This window comes from Streptomyces sp. A5-4 (assembly GCF_051131715.1).
In the GTDB taxonomy this organism is placed as follows: domain Bacteria; phylum Actinomycetota; class Actinomycetes; order Streptomycetales; family Streptomycetaceae; genus Streptomyces.
The window spans coordinates 8,609,265-8,625,642 of the sequence record NZ_CP178591.1 but is presented as its reverse complement, the minus strand read 5'-3'; the positions used below and the strand labels follow the sequence as shown (position 1 = coordinate 8,625,642).

General features: G+C 69.1%; 15 protein-coding genes and 1 pseudogene. 5 read left to right on the top strand and 11 right to left on the bottom strand.

The window, feature by feature from the left end:
- Positions 1-446: 446 nt before the first annotated feature.
- Positions 447-770, top strand: coding sequence for a DUF7677 family protein (locus tag ACLLJJ_RS40260; RefSeq protein WP_434599760.1), 324 nt, complete (start codon positions 447-449; stop codon positions 768-770).
- A 16-nt stretch (positions 771-786) separates the two neighbouring features.
- On the opposite strand, the gene ACLLJJ_RS40255 is transcribed toward ACLLJJ_RS40260, so the two are convergent.
- Positions 787-1,662, bottom strand: a complete 876-nt coding sequence (locus ACLLJJ_RS40255) for an NAD(P)-dependent oxidoreductase (RefSeq protein ID WP_434599759.1) — start codon at positions 1,660-1,662, stop codon at positions 787-789.
- A 272-nt stretch (positions 1,663-1,934) separates the two neighbouring features.
- Between ACLLJJ_RS40255 and ACLLJJ_RS40250 the strand changes: the two genes are divergently transcribed.
- The gene (locus ACLLJJ_RS40250) at positions 1,935-2,327 is read left to right on the top strand and encodes a PPOX class F420-dependent oxidoreductase (RefSeq protein WP_434599757.1); all 393 of its coding nucleotides are present in this window, start codon (positions 1,935-1,937) and stop codon (positions 2,325-2,327) included.
- A gap of 432 nt (positions 2,328-2,759) precedes the next feature.
- Here the strand turns inward: ACLLJJ_RS40250 and ACLLJJ_RS40245 are convergent, their stop codons facing one another.
- From ACLLJJ_RS40245 to ACLLJJ_RS40230, 4 genes are all read right to left on the bottom strand, one after another.
- A complete protein-coding gene (locus ACLLJJ_RS40245) occupies positions 2,760-3,224 on the bottom strand; it encodes a GNAT family N-acetyltransferase (RefSeq protein WP_434599755.1) in 465 nt (154 codons plus the stop codon).
- A 222-nt stretch (positions 3,225-3,446) separates the two neighbouring features.
- Positions 3,447-4,457 (bottom strand): WHG domain-containing protein, encoded by a 1,011-nt coding sequence (locus ACLLJJ_RS40240; RefSeq protein WP_434599753.1) that lies wholly within the window; start codon positions 4,455-4,457, stop codon positions 3,447-3,449.
- Positions 4,458-4,669: 212 nt separating this feature from the next.
- The gene (locus tag ACLLJJ_RS40235; RefSeq protein WP_434599752.1) at positions 4,670-5,092 is read right to left on the bottom strand and encodes a hypothetical protein; all 423 of its coding nucleotides are present in this window, start codon (positions 5,090-5,092) and stop codon (positions 4,670-4,672) included.
- A gap of 163 nt (positions 5,093-5,255) precedes the next feature.
- Positions 5,256-5,525: a LacI family DNA-binding transcriptional regulator gene (locus tag ACLLJJ_RS40230; protein WP_434599750.1), complete on the bottom strand. Its 270-nt coding sequence runs from the start codon at positions 5,523-5,525 to the stop codon at positions 5,256-5,258.
- Positions 5,526-5,716: 191 nt separating this feature from the next.
- Between ACLLJJ_RS40230 and ACLLJJ_RS40225 the strand changes: the two genes are divergently transcribed.
- Entirely contained in the window at positions 5,717-6,577 is an 861-nt protein-coding gene (locus ACLLJJ_RS40225) for a hypothetical protein (protein ID WP_434599748.1), read from the top strand.
- A gap of 1,116 nt (positions 6,578-7,693) precedes the next feature.
- Here ACLLJJ_RS40225 and ACLLJJ_RS40220 read toward each other — a convergent pair.
- The 3 genes from ACLLJJ_RS40220 to ACLLJJ_RS40210 all read right to left on the bottom strand — a co-directional run bounded on the left by ACLLJJ_RS40220 (position 7,694) and on the right by ACLLJJ_RS40210 (position 10,194).
- Entirely contained in the window at positions 7,694-8,407 is a 714-nt protein-coding gene (locus tag ACLLJJ_RS40220; RefSeq protein ID WP_434599746.1) for an HAD family hydrolase, read from the bottom strand.
- Positions 8,404-9,171: a HisA/HisF-related TIM barrel protein gene (locus ACLLJJ_RS40215; protein ID WP_434599744.1), complete on the bottom strand. Its 768-nt coding sequence runs from the start codon at positions 9,169-9,171 to the stop codon at positions 8,404-8,406. The genes ACLLJJ_RS40220 and ACLLJJ_RS40215 overlap by 4 nt, the downstream gene beginning before the upstream one ends.
- 603 nt (positions 9,172-9,774) lie before the next feature.
- Positions 9,775-10,194 carry a PPOX class F420-dependent oxidoreductase gene (locus ACLLJJ_RS40210; RefSeq protein WP_434599742.1) on the bottom strand — a complete coding sequence of 140 codons (420 nt, stop codon included), beginning with the start codon at positions 10,192-10,194 and terminating at the stop codon, positions 9,775-9,777.
- A 188-nt stretch (positions 10,195-10,382) separates the two neighbouring features.
- Between ACLLJJ_RS40210 and ACLLJJ_RS40205 the strand changes: the two genes are divergently transcribed.
- Positions 10,383-11,468, top strand: coding sequence for a DNA glycosylase AlkZ-like family protein (locus ACLLJJ_RS40205; RefSeq protein WP_434599741.1), 1,086 nt, complete (start codon positions 10,383-10,385; stop codon positions 11,466-11,468).
- A gap of 179 nt (positions 11,469-11,647) precedes the next feature.
- On the opposite strand, the pseudogene ACLLJJ_RS40200 reads toward ACLLJJ_RS40205, so the two are convergent.
- The 3 genes and pseudogenes from ACLLJJ_RS40200 to ACLLJJ_RS40190 form a co-directional block, all read right to left on the bottom strand.
- A pseudogene (locus ACLLJJ_RS40200) lies at positions 11,648-12,852 on the bottom strand (MMPL family transporter); the annotation flags it as partial.
- Between the two features lie 260 nt (positions 12,853-13,112).
- Positions 13,113-14,057 (bottom strand): YihY/virulence factor BrkB family protein, encoded by a 945-nt coding sequence (locus ACLLJJ_RS40195; protein WP_434599739.1) that lies wholly within the window; start codon positions 14,055-14,057, stop codon positions 13,113-13,115.
- Between the two features lie 327 nt (positions 14,058-14,384).
- Positions 14,385-14,540, bottom strand: coding sequence for a hypothetical protein (locus tag ACLLJJ_RS40190; protein ID WP_283522246.1), 156 nt, complete (start codon positions 14,538-14,540; stop codon positions 14,385-14,387).
- Between the two features lie 365 nt (positions 14,541-14,905).
- Between ACLLJJ_RS40190 and ACLLJJ_RS40185 the strand changes: the two genes are divergently transcribed.
- Complete coding sequence (locus ACLLJJ_RS40185) at positions 14,906-15,043, top strand: hypothetical protein (RefSeq protein ID WP_434599738.1); 138 nt, start codon at positions 14,906-14,908, stop codon at positions 15,041-15,043.
- The last annotated feature ends 1,335 nt before the right edge of the window (positions 15,044-16,378 follow it).

The window sequence follows — 16,378 nt, the reverse complement described above, 5'->3', positions numbered from 1 at the left end:
GTATGCACAACATGCCGCACGGTCCACATAGTAAGTCCGGGTGCGTTGCCCGAATTAGGCGATTCATCAGGGCCGCGTCCGGATTGGCATGGATATCTCAGCAGAAGAAGAGCGTTATTCAGGTTCGTCGCCCGCTCTCACGTGGGGCGTACGCCGAGTTGCCCCGGACCAACCGTCGCACTGGGCCCGCGTGGTGGAGGCGCGGACGGGCCGTCCCTCACAGACACCGACCGCCAGATCCGCTCGACGCGGTCCAACTCCGTTGCTCATGGCGGACGGTAGAGCAAATGAAGTCCGATGGGCACCCGTTCCTCGTGCCGTCCCCGCAGAAGAAGTAGGCCGCGGTGGATGCGGGCGTTGTCCAGCACATGAGTACGTGGTCGGTGACGCTTCCAGGGGGTGGGGTGGGCCGCTGAGCCGGTCCGCGTCGCTGCGAAAATCGGTGGATGGAAAATGATCTCGTGACCCACCTTCCGACAGACGTGCGGGCCGCTCTCCGGCTCTTCGCTTTCTGCTTGGGCAACGGCACCTTGGACGCCGATCTGCTGGAGGGGATCGACTATCGCGCCCACTTGCTCACATTCGGATCGGACCTCGAGATGGTTTTCGCGATCTTCGCCAATGTTCTTGAAATCGATGATCACGGGCAGACGACGAACGACGGCGCCGCTCAGTACCGCGCTGCCCAGTGGATCCGTAGGCGCTGTGACCCCGGGTACCAGGTGGAGCCTCCGTTCGAGGCGTGGGAGACCGAGCTGCACGGCCCCTGAGCCGGGGGAATTCTCCTCAGTCCTCGAAGCTCGCCAGGTAGGAGGCCGCCGCGTCCTTGCCACCGTGCCCTTGTGCCTGTGCGCGGGCCAGTCGCTCGGCTCCGGCAGGCAGCAGGTCCAGCCGCACCCCGGACGTCTGTGCCGCCTCCCCGATCAGGCGGGCGTCCTTGAGCACGTTGGAAACAGTGAAGCTCGGGGTGTAGTCACCGCTCAGGATGGCCTCCGACTTCATCCGCAGATACGCCGAATCGAGGGCAGTGCCCTCCAGCGCGTCCAAGAAGTCCTGCGGATCGACGCCCAGACCCTTTGCGAGCGCCAGCGATTCCGCGGTGCCGTTGATGACGGTCAGTACCCAGCCGTTGAAGACCAGCTTGAGTTTGCTGGCTGCCCCGGCCGACGCGTCCTCGCCGAGCCACACCGTACGTCTGCCGATCGCGTCGAAGACCTGCTCGGCACGGGGGCGGGCGGCCAGGGGGCCGGCGGCGAGGATCTGCAGTTGCCCCTGCTCAGCCGGTTGTTTCGTCCCCAGGACCGGTGCGTCGATCAGGAGTACGCGCCTCTCGGTCGCGAATGCGGCCATCGGCGCCAGGGCGTCGGGGCCCACCGTGCTCGTCTGAACCCACACGGCGCCCTCGCCCAGGTCGGATGCGGCAGCCCGCATCGCGTCCATGACCGACGGCCCGTCAAGCAGGCTGGTCAGCACGACATCGGCGCCGCGCACCGCGTCGGCCGGCTCACCGGTCACGTACGCACCGCGTTCGGCAAGGGGTTCCGCGCGTGCGCGCGTGCGGTTCCACACCCGGACATCGTGTCCGGCACTCAGAAGGTTGCGTGCCATCGCGGCACCCATGGTCCCGGTCCCCAGAACGGCCACTGACAGCGTGTTTTCCATGCCGCTCACGCTACGGCTTCGAGCACACGCAAAGCCGAAGGCACAGCAGTGCCACCGGTAGGACGGGCCCGGAGCGAATGCGATCTTCGGCGCCCACGCAGTCCGGTCGCCGGCATTCCGTCGACGTCCGGCCCGCGGCAGCCCCGCCTCGCACCCCTGCGGAGCCCAGGCGCCACACCCCGCGCCGATCCATGTCACAAACGGGATCGCTCGCTTCGTCGTACTGGCATCAAGCCCGCACCCCGGCGGGCGACGAACACCGGAGGCATCCGATGACGAACGCTCCCTCCCCGTTTGAGCCGTTCACCCGGCAGAAGACCATTCTGCTCACCACCTACAAGCGGGACGGAACGCCCGTCGGCACTCCCGTGAGCATCGCGGTCGACGGAGGCCGTGCCTTTATCCGGACCTATGACGCGGCCTGGAAGTCCAAGCGCATGCGGAACAACCCCGGCGTCGAGATCGCTCCGTCCACCATGAAGGGAAAGCCCACCGGGCCGTCCATCCACGCCCGGACCACGCTGCTCAAGGACGAGGAAGCCGCCCATGCCCGACGCGCCCTCGCGAGCAAGTACCCGCTCTTGCACGGAGTTCTGGTCCCGTTCATGCACCGCAGGAAGCGCTGGACAACACTGCACTACGAACTCACGCTGCCCAGCCGGTAGTTGCCGACAGAGGGGACGGATCATACGGCGGAGCGAGTCTCCTGGCATGGAGCGCACCTGGGCGGATGGTGTGGCGCGCGCCGAGCCTCCCAGTGGCCGGGCGGTGCCGCCGCCGCCTTCGTGGCCCGCCATGAGAGACGCCCCGGGCCAAATGCGTTGCCTGGGGTACGCGCGGGCAGCCCGGCGGTGGCATCGGCTTCGGGAGATGGACACCGCCGGACTTCCGTCCAGGATGGCAGGGAGCACTGACATCACGCGGCCACCGGTCCGACCGTCCCAGGGAGAGCGCTCGCCCTGCCTCCTGACAAAGCGGTGCGCGGTTCGCTCCCGACAGGGCTCCGGAGGGGAGCCGTGCCTGGGCAGTAGGCCGGCGAGCCGCGCCGACATGACCGGCCGCCACCGCGCCCTGCCGCTCACCGAAACCGATCACCGCTAGTGCAGATCCAGCTCACCGACTGTCTGACTCCCGCTGGTCTCGCCCGTCGGCCTGAATCCGAGCCCGAGGTAGAAGCCCTCGGGGCCGCCCTCCCCCGGGTGCCAGGTGGTGGTCAAGCGTGTGCCACCGCGCTGGAGGATTTCAGCAGCCACGGACTCGACCGCGAAGCGGCCGTATCCCCTCCCCTGACCACCGGCCGCGATGTTGAGACGCCACAGGCCGGAGCGCAGGTCGGTAGCGTCCCCGGTCCAGTCGATATCGAAGAACGCCATGAGGAAGCCGACGGGCCGGTCACTGTCAAGGATGAGGCGGGGCCAGGCCACGCCGGGATTGACGTATGCCTCGGCCAGCGACTTCACGACCGGTGCGACCAGGTCCTCCTGGTCGGGACGGACTCGCAGAGCGATGGCGGTGTCGAAGTTGTCTGCGGTGATCTTCTCCAGACGGAGCGTGCTCGTCATGCCGGAAGCGTAAGCCGGTCGATCGAGTCCGCTATGCGGCTGACATTCCCATGGCCATCCGGACTGGAAAGCTCAGCCAGAGCAGGTCGACCAGCAACCTCGAAGGCGCGGGTCGACGGCAGGCCGCGCCGCCGCGGAAGAGCGGTCACCACCGGACCGGGCGCCCGGCCACGGGACCGCCCTCGTCAGACCGAGGGCGCACGCGGGACGGGCGCCGTGTGGTCAGTGCGCCTGTAGCTCGTCCAGTTCGGCCGCGAAGAGCAGCGCGGGGTCGAAGCCCATTCCGGTGAAGTGGCCCGCGAGTTCCAGGGACAGTACGCCGTGCAGCCGGGTCCAGACGGTCAGGGCACGGTGGAGTACCGCGGGCGTGGCCTGGTGGCCGTTCGCCCACTGCCGATGGTCGGCGAGGTGCGTGGCGAGGGCCGTTGCGGGGCTGTCCCGGGCCGACGTGCCACAGGCGTCGAGCAGGGTCGTCATGATCCGGGTCGAGATGGCTGTGACGTCATCGGGCGCGTGGTAGCCGGGGACAGGAGTGCCGTAGACGAGAAGGTACCGATGGGGGTCGTCCAGGGCCCAGCCGCGCAGGGCGTGCGCCAGCGTGGCAACGTCGGCCCCTGGCTCGGCGGCTGCGCGAAAGGCGACGAACACCTGCATGGTGCCGATGACCTGCAGGAGCAGGGTGATCATGAGGATGAAGCGCATCTGCGGAATGGTGATGTGCCACAGCAGCTGCCGGATGGAGGCGCCGTCGAGCTCGGCCGCCTCGTACAGGTCGCCGGGGATCCCGCCGAGTGCGGCGAGGTAGATCAGCGTGGTCGAGCCCATGTTGGCCCATGTCGAGACGAGGACCAGGGAGACCATCGCCAGGGACTCCGACTCCAGCCACTGCTGGGCGGGCAGGTGCAGAACCTCCAGCACGCTGTTGAACAGGCCGGGCCCAGGATCGTAGAACCATCGCCACAGCAGCATGGTGACAATCGGCGGCAGCATCACGGGGAGGTAGACCGTCATGCGCAGATAGGAGCGGCCGTGGCGCAGCTCATTGATCACCACAGCGGTGGCGAACGGCGCGGCGAATCCGAATACCAGCGCCAGCAGCGTGAAGCAGCCGGTGTTCTGCCAGGCGGTCAGGAACAGCGGGTCGTCGAAGAGGCGGCGGAAGTTGTCCAGTCCCACCCACTGCGCGGGATGGGCGAAGGTGACCTGCTGGAAGCCCAGCGGTACGCCGCGCACGATCGGATACCAGGGGAGTAGCCCGAAGCACAGGACGCCCGAGGCGAGGAAGAGGTACGCGACGAGGTTCTCGCGCAGCCGTCGACGCAGCCTGGAGGGCGTGCCACTCGGCCGCCGGCCGGGTGTGGCCGTGCCTTGCCGCCGCTTTCCGGAGCCCGGCCGGATCGGCCGCCCGCTTCGAAAGGGCCGGGGCCGGCGGTTGAGCCGCCATGTCACTTCACCGTGGCGAGGATGGAGTCGGCCCTCTTCGCCACGGTGGCGAGCAGCTGGTCGATGTCGGCGGAGCGGCGCGCGATGGGCCCGGCCGGGTCGGTGACGTAGACGTAGTACACGTCCTCCAGCTGGCCGCCCGCCAGCTTGGCCGAGAAGGTCTTCGGATCCATCTGGCCCTCTCGGGCGTCGATCTTGATCTTCGGATGGCTCGCCTCGAACGCCTTGACGTCCTCCGCGAAGTTCTTGCGGTCGACCGGCTGAGTCTTGGCGGGCATGCCGTTCACGATGACCGTCACCACACCGTCCCTGTCCGCCCCCGACGGCGCGGACGAGTCCCCGCAGGCCGTGCGACCGAGCGCCAGCGCACCGGCCAGGGCCGAGCCGAGTATCTGACGCCTCGTGATGCCGTGCGTGCCATCCATGCGGATCGCGCCTCCCTGGGATCGACGGGACCGACGGGCCCCGAACGCTTCGAGCTGCGCTGGTAGAAGCCTGTTACGCAAGACGTCAATCAGTCTGCGCATAAAATCAATAACTGCGCCGCCGTTCGAGGCTGTGACGGCGGCGCAGGGGGCGCGGGCGGTGTTACCGCGGCCGCGACGCCGTCGAACCGCGCACGATGAGTTCGGTGTCGAGCATCATCAACTCGGCCGTCTGCGCATGGCCGTTGATCTGGGACCACAGGGAGGCCACGACGGCCGAGGCCATGGCCTGGATCGGCTGCCTGGCGGTGGTCAGCGGCGGGTCGGTGGCCACCATGAACGCCACGTCGGGGCTGCCGTTGAGCACGCGGCTCACCGTCGCCTCGCTGACACCGGCACGCTCGGCCACTTGGGAGAGTCGTCGTTTCGTCACGGGGACCAGCCTACAAAGATCTCTGCAAAAAGAGAGATCAAGTACGCAAAATACGTACGCAACTTGTCCAGCAGGGTTGGGAAGATTCGGCCGAGGCACCGGCCAGATCCACGCATTCCGCACGCCCTGCAGCCGTATCGATCTTGCGCAACCGCCTTGAGCGCCCTGGGTCTACGGCACAATGACGCCCCATGGACCTTGCAGGGATCGGCGCTGTCGCGGCGCCTGTTGTCGCGCTCATCGCGATACCTGCCACCGTGTTGGCGGTGCGTTGGCAGGTGAAGGCCGCGCTGCGGTCGGCCGAGGCCACTCATCGCGCCGGGCTCGCCCAGGCGGAGGCCACCTACCGCGCCGCCGTGGATACGTCCCGGGCCGCCCACGAGCAGTGGCGCATGTCGCTGCGCCGGGACGCGTACGCCGCCTTCCTCTCCGCGCTGGGCAAGGCCGCCCACTCGGCCGACGACTTCGACGGGAACTCGACACGGAGCGTGGTCGAGTGCTCCGCCTCACTCCTCGGCCGGGTCGGCGAGATCCGCGACGCCCTCGCGGTGGTCGAACTCGAAGGCCCCGCGGAAGCCTCCGCGGCCGCCGAGGCGAGCGCGGACCGGTTCTCCGACTGGCAGCGGACCATGGCCAGATGCGCCGATTATCTCGGAGGCCTGGACTTCCTGGAGGGGCTCCGCACGGCCGAGGGCGGCTTCCCCGCCGGCGCCGCCACACCCGGGACGAACGCCCGGGCCGCGCTCACCCGGCTTGAGGGGTTGCTCCGCGAGCGCCCTGCGGGCACCGAAGCGACGCGGGAACTGCGCGCCGCGCGTGAGGCGTTCGCCAACGCCCTGGGCGCCTGCCCCGGCGTCCGGCCCGCCCACGCCGCGGCCTTGCTGGGCAGCCTGCGCCCGGCCGGAGAGGGCCCCTACGGGATGCGGCTCCTGTCGAAACTCTCCGAGCGTCGACTGGCGTTCTGGCAGGCCCGAACGGAATTCCTCTCCGCGGCGCATACCGCTCTCGCCATCGATGCCACTCTCCGTCGGCAGCCCTCGACAGAGGACTGACCCCGGGGTTGCTCTGCGGCATCGAGCCCCGACCGGCGCGCAGGCGGACCCGTTGACGCGCCGGTACGCCGCCCGCCCCGCCTGGCGAAGGGCTGCGCCCAGCGACCGCCGCACCGCCCCTCATCGCCGTTCCCTCGTGAACCACTCTCATCGGCAGCTGTCGACATCGCCCGCCGCGGCCTCCACGGACGCACACGAGCATCGCGACTCTGTGCGTCACCAGAGCCTGGCCATCCCCAAGACACCTGTCATCGAAGGCAAGAGCCTGCTGGAGGCCCGTAACCGGGCTCGCGCTCGGCGACCCGAAGCTGGGCAAGTCGCTCAAGTCCCTGACCGAGCAGGCCGACTCCTGGCTCGACAAGGGCCCGTGGACCGTCACCACCGCGGTGGCGCCGCCGAGCGACTTCCGCGCCGGCCCGCCGGCCCGCCGGCCCAGGGGTGCAGCGGTCCCGTCGGTCCAGTGGTCCAGCGCATGGTGTGCCGCCGGCCGTCGTTTCAGTCAGGCAGACGGGAGCCGCAGCAGTTGCAGTGGCGGGCGTCGCGTTCAGTGGCGAGGCGACCGCATTCGACGCAGACCCGGTCCAGGAGGCAGGCCGGTTCACCACCGTCGCCACCCGATACCGGGCTGATGGTCAGAGGCGGGCGACGGCGGTGCGCGGCAGCGCACGTGAGCCCCTGGTCACCGGCGCGCGCCGAACAAACCGTGCCGGCGGGAAGCCAGGCGAGCGAACCGGGCGTCAGGGCCCAGGACGCCTCCGAGGCGCGAAGTTCCCCCGAGCCGAGACCACCACGAGCAGGGCCCCGGATCCGGTCTCCGTGAACTCGCGAATGACCGCACCAGGAGTCACTTGGACCAGGTTCGCGTCGAGGTCCCGGGCGGGGTCGCCCAACGCCCATACGACACCCCGGCCCGGCAGCAGAGGCGTCGGCGGGGGGCGGGGGGCGGGGCGGCCAGGACCACCAGTGCGAGGTCGGACGTACTCATGGATGCTCCCGTGGCTCAGCGTGCGCGTTCCGCGGAGAGGCTCCCACAGCCAGCTGGGCGCAGCCCCGTTACTGGCGATGAGTATCTCCTTCCACACCGCCCGCCGCAGCCGGCTCCGACCGGTGGCCGCTTCAGCGCGTGGCGAGTGGGAACTGCTCCAACTCGGCCACGTCGAGAACCCTTTGTCCGCCGCTCAAGCCGAGGCGTACAGAGGCGAAGCTCGGCACGACGTGGCGTGCACCGACTGCGCTCAGGCGTGCCGGGTCCGACCCGCTCACGGCGATGCACGAGGCACCGGCCGCCACCGCGGCTCGTACTCCCCCCGAGGTGTCCTCGAAAACCAGGCAGTCGGCCGGGTCGATGTTCAGCCGTTCAGCAGCCAGCAGGTAGCAGTCCGGCGCGGGCTTGCCGCGTTCGGCTTCACCCCAGGTCACGCTGACTCCGAACCGGTCGGACAGCCCGAGCTCTTCGAGAGCCCTGGCCGCACGCGCGGTCGAGGCGCCCGTCACGAGAGCGAGGGGAACGCCCTCGTCGGCGAGCTGTTCCACCAGCGCGGCAGCGAGTGGGACAGGAGTGAGCGCGAGATCGGGTTCGGAGCGGCGCACCTGACGCAGGATCTGCATGCGGTCATGACTGCTGAGTGAGGAAAACACCGTCTCAACCGTGTGCTCCGGCACACAGCCGTAGATGTGCGTGGTGAGATCGTCGGCGGTGATGGCCACGCCGTACTCGGATCCCAGCTTGGCCCACAGATCGGCGACCGCGGCGTCGGTGTCGACCAGGATCCCGTCCATGTCGAACAGCACGGCGGACACGTGCATGACGGCCGCCCCCGGGGCCGTCACGGGGCGAGCGGCCCAACGAGACCCTGGTCCACGGCGAGTCGCCCTGCCAGTACGGCGTGGCGCATCGACGCGGCCAACACCGCCGGCTGGGGCGCCTGGGCGATCGCGGTGTTGACGAGCACGGCGTCCGCACCGAGCTCCATCGCACGCACCACCTGCGCGGGGGTACCAAGACCACCCTCCAGGATCACCGGAACGGAGACGGCGGCCATGGTCTCGCGCACGGCCCTTTCGTCGACGACGCCCCGCGCGCTGGCCACGGGCGAAGCCATGAGGCGTATCGCGGCGCAACCGGCCTGCTCCAGCGCCGCGGCGGTATCCGGGTCGGGCAGGATGAACGGCAGCACATCGAAGCCTTCCGCCACCAGCTCCGCGGCTGCCGTCACGGTCTGGGCGTTGTGCGGAAAGTTGTCCGACGGGCGGACATCGAGCTTCATGATGTGAATCCCGTAGGACTCCCTCAGCCGCCGGGCAGTGAGCAGCGCGTCCTCCCGCGACCGCGCGAACGACGTGGTCCCGATCCACACATAGTCGTCGAGCCCGACCGTCTCGTCCAGGTCGGACATCAGCAGACTCGGCCGCGTCTGCTCCAGGTCGAAAGTGGTGATGAAGACGTCCGCTCCGGCTGCCCGCAGGACCTCACTGACCAACGTGGCGTCCGTGTACTGCTCGATGCCGAGAATCAACCGTGAGTGGAACTCCCGACCGCCCAGGGACAGCCAGGGCTTGGTCGGAACTGTTGTGTCTGCGGGAGCAGATGACATGCCAGATCTCCTTGCGAATGATGAACTGGGACCCCTGGAAGGCGAGGGCGCGCGCCAGGGAAAGCTCAGCGGGTCCGCCGCGATGGTTCATGAAGCCCAACTAGCTGACGCTGGCGAGCGTTTGAGCGCACCGGACCGCCGTCGCTTCGTGATCCTCAGCTCGCACGGAGAGCCTGTCAACCTGCCCGTGGCCCCCTTCACACGGCGATCCAAAGCAGGATGAAAGCGGGCATGTCATCTGTATGAAGGGGGGCATTTCGACTGATCCAAAGTGTTCATATTCCTGAAATGATTTGCCCGCGCCTAACCTGAACCAAGCCTCCGCCTGACATACCGGAGAGCAACGGCGGGCACGCCGACGTCGATCGCGGGAGGCGGCGAGAAGTGACCGGAAAACGCCCATAGAGCGATGCCGGGAGGGCCGAGTTGGCGAGCTGATGTGCGGCTCGGGCGAAGAACGCAACGAGATCGCGAGGTCACTGGCGACTCCGGCGAAGCGACCCGGTCGCTGTGAGAGGGGCCCCGGAGCGCTTCGTACCGCCGCCGTACGTGCAGGCATCGACAACCGCGGGGTGCGCGGCTGCCGACCCTGCGGGCCTCGGATCAGCCAGGCTGGCTGTTCTCCTTGAGCGTCCCCCAGCCGTGCCAGCGGTCGATCTCGATCCAGGCGCTCACCCGGCCGCGTTCACGCCGCGGGTAGGGCGTCCCGAGGTACTGCTGGGCGAGCCGGTCGATGTCGGCCAGGTCCTTGTCCTCGACCAGTTCGGCGACGTGTCCGATGATGCTGATGTGGGTGTACCAGCTGTCCTGGTCGAGCACGGTGAGCGTGATCCGGGGGTCGTTGCGGATGTGCTCCAGACGCTTGCGGCCCTCGTCCATATTGACCAGGATCCGGCCGTCGTCCCAGAGGTACCAGGTCGCGGTGGACACGGGCTGGCCGTCGGCCCGAAGCGTGGCGACTACGGCCGGATTGGGCTTCCTCAACATGGTGATCGCTTCCTCGGGAAGCAGTGCATTCGACACTGATTCTGCTCCTCGGTGATCCGTGGGCGGTCCGTTCACCGTGCCACACACCGGCGCTGATGGGGCCTCACCCCCATTGAGCGGTTCGCGCGCCGCGTCGGGCCCCTGCGCGGACCGACCGGCAAGGCGGCCCCTCCTACGCCACGGTGGATGTACGGTTCGGGCAGGCGCGGAGGAAGGGTGTCATCGTGGGCGGTACGCACCGGATCGAAGTGAGCCGGGAACAGGTGATGGCCTACCGGGTGGCGGTGCACGGGTTCGATCGCTCCGAGTCCGCACCGGATGTACTGGCCATGGGCGTGCAGGACACACCCGGCGGATCGGCCCCGCAGGCGCTCGCGGCCCGGGGCGCGTCGCCGGTCGGCCTCGAACGCGTCTGGTCCTTCCGCGGCGCACCGCACCTCCACCGCCGCCCGGAACTGCCCGCACTCGCCACCGCCCTGTGGCCGGTGGACGACGTGGACGCGACAGCGAGGATCAGCACCGCGCGGATCAAGGAAGGTGCGCGACTCGGTGTCCGGGCCTTCCAGGTCACCGCCGAGGCATTGCGTGCGGTGGTGACGGAGCCGATGAGCAAGGGGGAGGTCAGTACCGCGGTCAGTGCGGCCGTACCGGAGTCACTGACGCACTGGTGTGCGCCCTGTGGGGCGCGGCACATTTCCGGGCTGTTGTTCCAGCAGGCCGGGATCTTCGCAGGCGTCGCGGTCGGCGTGGAAGCCGGGCGGACCATCCTGAGCCCGGGGGGCGAACGGTTTCCCGTACCGACCGCGGCCGCCGAAACCTCCGCGGTGATCCGTGCGTACTTGCGTTTCCTCGGCCCTGCCACGCTGGCCGAAGTGGCGAAGTACCTCGGTACCAAGCCCTCTGTGGTGAAGTCGGTGTGGCCGGACGACCTGACCGAGGTGACAGTGGACGGCGGGAAGGCGTGGCTGCCCACGTCTGCCGTCGAAGCCTTGCTGTCGGCGAAGAGCGCGGGACTCGTGCGGCTGCTTCCTCCTGGCGATCCGTTCCTGCAAGCGCGTGACCGGAGCCGGGTGGTACCGGTCAAGAGCCGGGAGAGGGAGATCTGGCGCGCGATCGGCGGCCCCGGCGCGCTGCTCGTCGGCTCCGAGATCGTGGGCACCTGGCGTGCCAGGGCTGCGGGCCGACGGCTCGATCTGACCGTCACTCCCTTCGCTCCGTTCGCCTCCGGGGTCGGCGCCCGACTCGACGCCGAGGCCGCGGTCGTGGCCTCGGCCCGCGGTGCGGGCGACGTCCGTCTGCGCCTCGCCTGACAGCCCGGAGTCAGAGGTACGTCGGCTCCTCGGCCGGCCCCACTCGTCCTCGTCGAAGACAGAGCGACGACGCCCACCGGCACCTCGGCGGACGTCAGCGCAATGGTGCGGCCGGGGCCCCCTGCGGGCGGCGCCCCGTCCGGACCCCGCTGCTCGAACCGGGGCCTCCCTGCGCGGCGTTACGGTCCTTTTTCGGCCGCCGCCGCTCCGTGCCGGGGGGCCGGGTCGCCACCCTCGGCGTCCAGGTGCGGCAGGATCCGGTCCAGCCATCGCGGCGTCCACCAGGCCGATTCGTCGAGCAGCGTCATCACGGCGGGCACCAGCAGCAGCCGCACGATCGTGGCGTCGATGAGCACGCTGGCCACCAGGCCCAGGCCCAGGCCCAGCATCTTCACCACGATGTTGTCGCTGATGATGAAGGCGGCGAAGACGCTGACCATGATGAGCGCGGCGCGGGTGATGACCCGTGCCGTGATCTCCAGGGCGTGCGCCACGTTGGCCTTCGGGTCCTTGGTGCGCAGCCACGCCTCGTGGATCCGGGACACTGGAAGACGGCCACCACGACCCCGTACGAGGCGGCGATCGACAGCACGTTGAGCACGGCCGCCTTGACCGCGACGAGCAGTCCGCGGAAGACCACCAGGATGACGAGGAAAGCGAGTCCGACGACTATCGCGGTGATCAGGGGCAGTCTGCTGGAGACGATGTCGAGGAAGTCGACCTGGGCCGCGGTCGTGCCGGTCACATAGGTGTCGGCGGCGGTCCCGGACACCGCCTTGGGCAGGACGTCGTCGACGAGGTGGCCGACCAGGGCGGTGGTCTTCTCGTCCTGCGGGGCGGCCACGGAGTAGGCGGTGCCGATCAGCACATCGCCGTCCGAAGTGGCTTTCAGCGGGGTGATGGTGGCGGCGTGCGGTACGCCGGTGAGGGCCTTCTGCGCCTGGGTCGCCAGCGCCGACCGGTTGCCCTGGGGTACGGCGCTCTGGTCGATCACGAGGGTCAGCGGGCCGTTCGAACCGGGGCCGAAGGCCGTGGACATCAGGTCGACGGCGCGCCGGTCGGTGAAGGACCTGGGGTCGGCGCCGTCCCCGATGTGCCCTAGCTGGATGGGGAAGACCGGGAACGCCAGGATGACCAGTGCGATCACGCCGCCACCCAGGAACCACCACGGCCGCCGCTCGACCCGCTGCGCGTACCGGTGCCAGGTGCCGTGTGCTTCCTCGCCGGGTCCGGCCTCCGTCTCGGCGATGGGGGTCCGTACCCGGATCCGGTCGATGCGGCGGCCGATCAGCCCCAGCATCGCGGGCACCAGAGTCAGTGCCCCGATCACCGCCGTGACGACGGCGACCGCGGCGGCCAGGCTGAGCTTGCCGATAAAACTGAGGGGTCCTGGCGGGGCCCGCGCCGGAGTCCTTCGAGGGGTGCCGCAACGACATGCGTGCGACCGGTCTGGCCGGCGCCCGCTTCCGTACGGGAGCGAACCCTGTGGGCGGTGGGTCTGTCGCGTCGCTCCGCAGTCGGAGACCGGCCACCTCGGTCATTTCGCATTGGATGTCCGTTCCGCCGCCGGGGCACGCCGGTGCGGGAGAACGGGTGACGCGGCGACCCGCCGGGCCGATGCAAGTGGGAGCCGGTCGGCCCGGGTCAGCCGTCGGAGGGTGTGTCGCTCTCCGGCAGGGCAACCGGGGGCACATCGGAGGGACTCCCGTCGCCGCTGTGCAGTTCCACGTTGAATTGCGCCCCCGCCAGCAGGGCGAGATTGGCGAACCAGACCCAGATCAGGAAGACGACCAGGCCCGCGAGCGAACCGTAGAGCCGGCTGTAACTGCCGATCTGGGTCGCGTACAGGGCGAAGCCCGCCGAGGCCACCAGCCACAGGAACGCGGCCAGGATTCCACCGGGCAGTCCCGCCCGAATCCCACGCGCCGATCGCGGACCGGTACGGAACAGCACCAGGATCAGACAGGCGACGAGACAGAGCAGAACCGGCCACTTGAGGATCGACCACAGCGTCTCACTGGCATGGGCCAGGCCGACACTGCGGCCGAGCCAGCGGGCCGCCGGGCCTGTCAGAACCAGGGCGAAGGCACTGGCCATGAGGAGGACCAGCAGCCCGATCGCGGAGGCAACGATGATGTGGGCCTTGCGCAGGGCGGGACGGACGTCCTGGACACGGTGCATGGCGTGCAGTGCCCGGCGGAACACGGCCAGATAGCTGCAGGCGGACCACACCGCGCTCACGGCCCCGCTCGCGACGAGCAGCCACACGGCGGTGCTCTCCTTGGTCGCCGCCTCCAGTGGGCGGCGCAGCGCCTCCCCGGACTCGGCCGGGGCGAAGGCGGTGATGTCGGCGATCAGCGCGGTCGTGGCCCCGGGGTTGGCCAGACCGATCACGGACACCGTCACGAGGAGCGCCGGAAGCAGCGAGAGGATGGCGTAGTACGTCAGCGCCGCCGCCCAGTCGGAGACGTCGTCGTTCCAGATCGAGACCGGCGTACGGCGCAGGGCGGAGAGCCAGTGACGCGGCCCCCGGGCGTACCCGCGCGCGCAGGGGACCAGCTCCACGGATGCGGCGGTCTGGGTGGGCAAGCTCGTACTCCGGGAACGTGGGTGTGGATACGGGCGGGGCTTCCTCGGCCATTCGCGGACCTCCCCGGTTGCCATCATCCCTCCCCTGCCCCGGTCGCACGGACGCGGGCGGGCTGGAGTGCCTGGCGCGTCACACGCGCACCACGCCGAGTGCGGGGGCGGACATGGTAGCGGGGCCCGGCGGAGAGATTCTCCGCTAGACCCCGAACCACACAAAGGGAATGCACGAATCCGGTGGCGGATTCCTTTACCAGACCTGCTTCGAGGGCCTCAGCCTTCTCGACTGCGGCCCATTCGCGCCGCATCGTGCCCGCGTGGGTTGCGGGACTAGAAGAAATGCTTGCGCCCGCCGACCTGGCGGCCCATCGCACCGAGGATCCACAGCACCGCGCCGACCACGACGAGAATTCCGCCGACCGTCGTCAGAAGGGAGATACCGGCAAGCACGCCGATGATGAGCAGAATGACACCGAGGATAATCATGTGCGTTTCCCATCTTCTGGTCTCTTCAGGGTGTGCGATCCGCGCCTCGTCAGAGGCACCGACCTTTGCCCTGCCCGGGCCTCCGTAGCCCGGGCTCAGTGGAATCCGTGGCAGCCGCCGGTTCGACGGCCGCTGGATCCCTGTCGCTCGATCACCGTGTGCCCCGCTCTCGGCCACCAATGCATGCGCAGATCATTTCCTGTGCGGCGTGGACGAGATGCTTGCGATGGTTGCCTGACCGACCACGCATGACAGGGGAAGCAGGTTTGTCCGCTTACATATCTTACCTCCCGTTTCACGGTTAGCCCATTGCCCCGCGAAACCCCCACAGCCCACACCCTGGACCTGCCTTCGCCGCAGCCGAAATGGTCGGAGATTTCTACGGCCTGTTCCGCCCCAGCGGCGAGACCTGGGCGGCCCTGATCGGGGATGTCCGCGGCAAGGGCATCGATGCCGCCAAGGTCACCGCGCTGATGCTGCTGCGCGTCATCCCTCAGCGCTGACCTTTGCCGCCGCTCGGCGAGCGGACGAATTCCACCGCACCCGTCTTCTCTCCGCCCAGGCCGGGCGCCCTCGTGCAGCGTCGGGCCGAGGCTCTCCTCCCGCGTGTCCAGCGCCGGGGGCCGTGTCGGGGTGGCAGGGAGTTGCTCAGCGCATGAGGCCGTGCCTGTCTGACGCGGCACTGGGCGCTGCGCGGGGACCAGCCCCGCGCCGGAGGGCAGCGTCCTCGTCCTGGCCCAGGTCGGCGAGGAACGCGTCGCAGGAGTCACCCAATTCACGTCGGGCCACCTGCGCGGCACTGCTACGTATCCGTTGCTGCCAACGGGAGTGGACACGAAGCCACAGCAACGCCTGGACGGGCCAGCATCGCCAGGAAGGCCGGCCACCCACACCAGCAGACCTATCAGGACCGCGCCGCCGTAGGGGGCTCCGGCATCCGTCCCGTACGGCTGATCGACCCCCGCCCCTGGGGCGGCCAGACGCACCGTCAAGTACGTGCCCACACAGAGGGCCGCCCAGCCGGAGATCGCGGCGGCCGGGAAAGCCACCAACGCGGGACGTAGATCGAAGCCGAGGTCGATGCTGTTACCACGTCCGGGCAGGCGGCCCTTCAGCCATACGGTCTCGACCATGTGTGCCCGGTGGAACCCCTCCTTCCCGGTGACCTCGGTGATGTCCTCCAGGCCACTGTGGTGTTGGACGGCGCTCCGCGCCCAAGTGCTCCGCGCCGAAGTGGTGAGCGGGTGGTCGGGTTCAGAGTCCGGGGTGGGCCTGCGGGCGCGATGAATCGCCGCCCATCCGGTGACCGCCATGTCATATCCGCCGTATCCGTGGGCGAGAAGGACCGCGGGGTAAAGAGCCCCCGGGTGATAGTCCAGTTCGACCAGGACACGAGCCAGGGCTCTGTCCGCTCGCAACCAGGCCTGGAAGGCCGCGACATTCGCGATGACGAAGACGGCCGCCGTGCTGAACAGCAGGGCCGTGCCACTCCACAGCTCCACTGCTCACCGGCCCCTCCACCGTGCCGCCATGTCGAACCAATGGTGACATCGAGCACTGACAGAGCACAGCGGCAGGAACAAGCCGATGCGATCCGGCGTCACACCGTGTCGCCAAGTCCGTTTCGCCTCGTCCAAGGGCGTCTCAGCACGGTCGCTCCATCGGCGATGCCTCGACACCGATCCCGGGCATTTTCGCTCAACGCCCGTGCTCCCGCAGGGTGGTGCTCGCAGAAACAGGCGCCGATCCTGGGTAGCTGGATGACACGGGCACTGTGGAATTCCGCTGGCGGGCCGGTTACAAGAAACCATGGATCTTCGAGGAAGGAGCTGCCACCG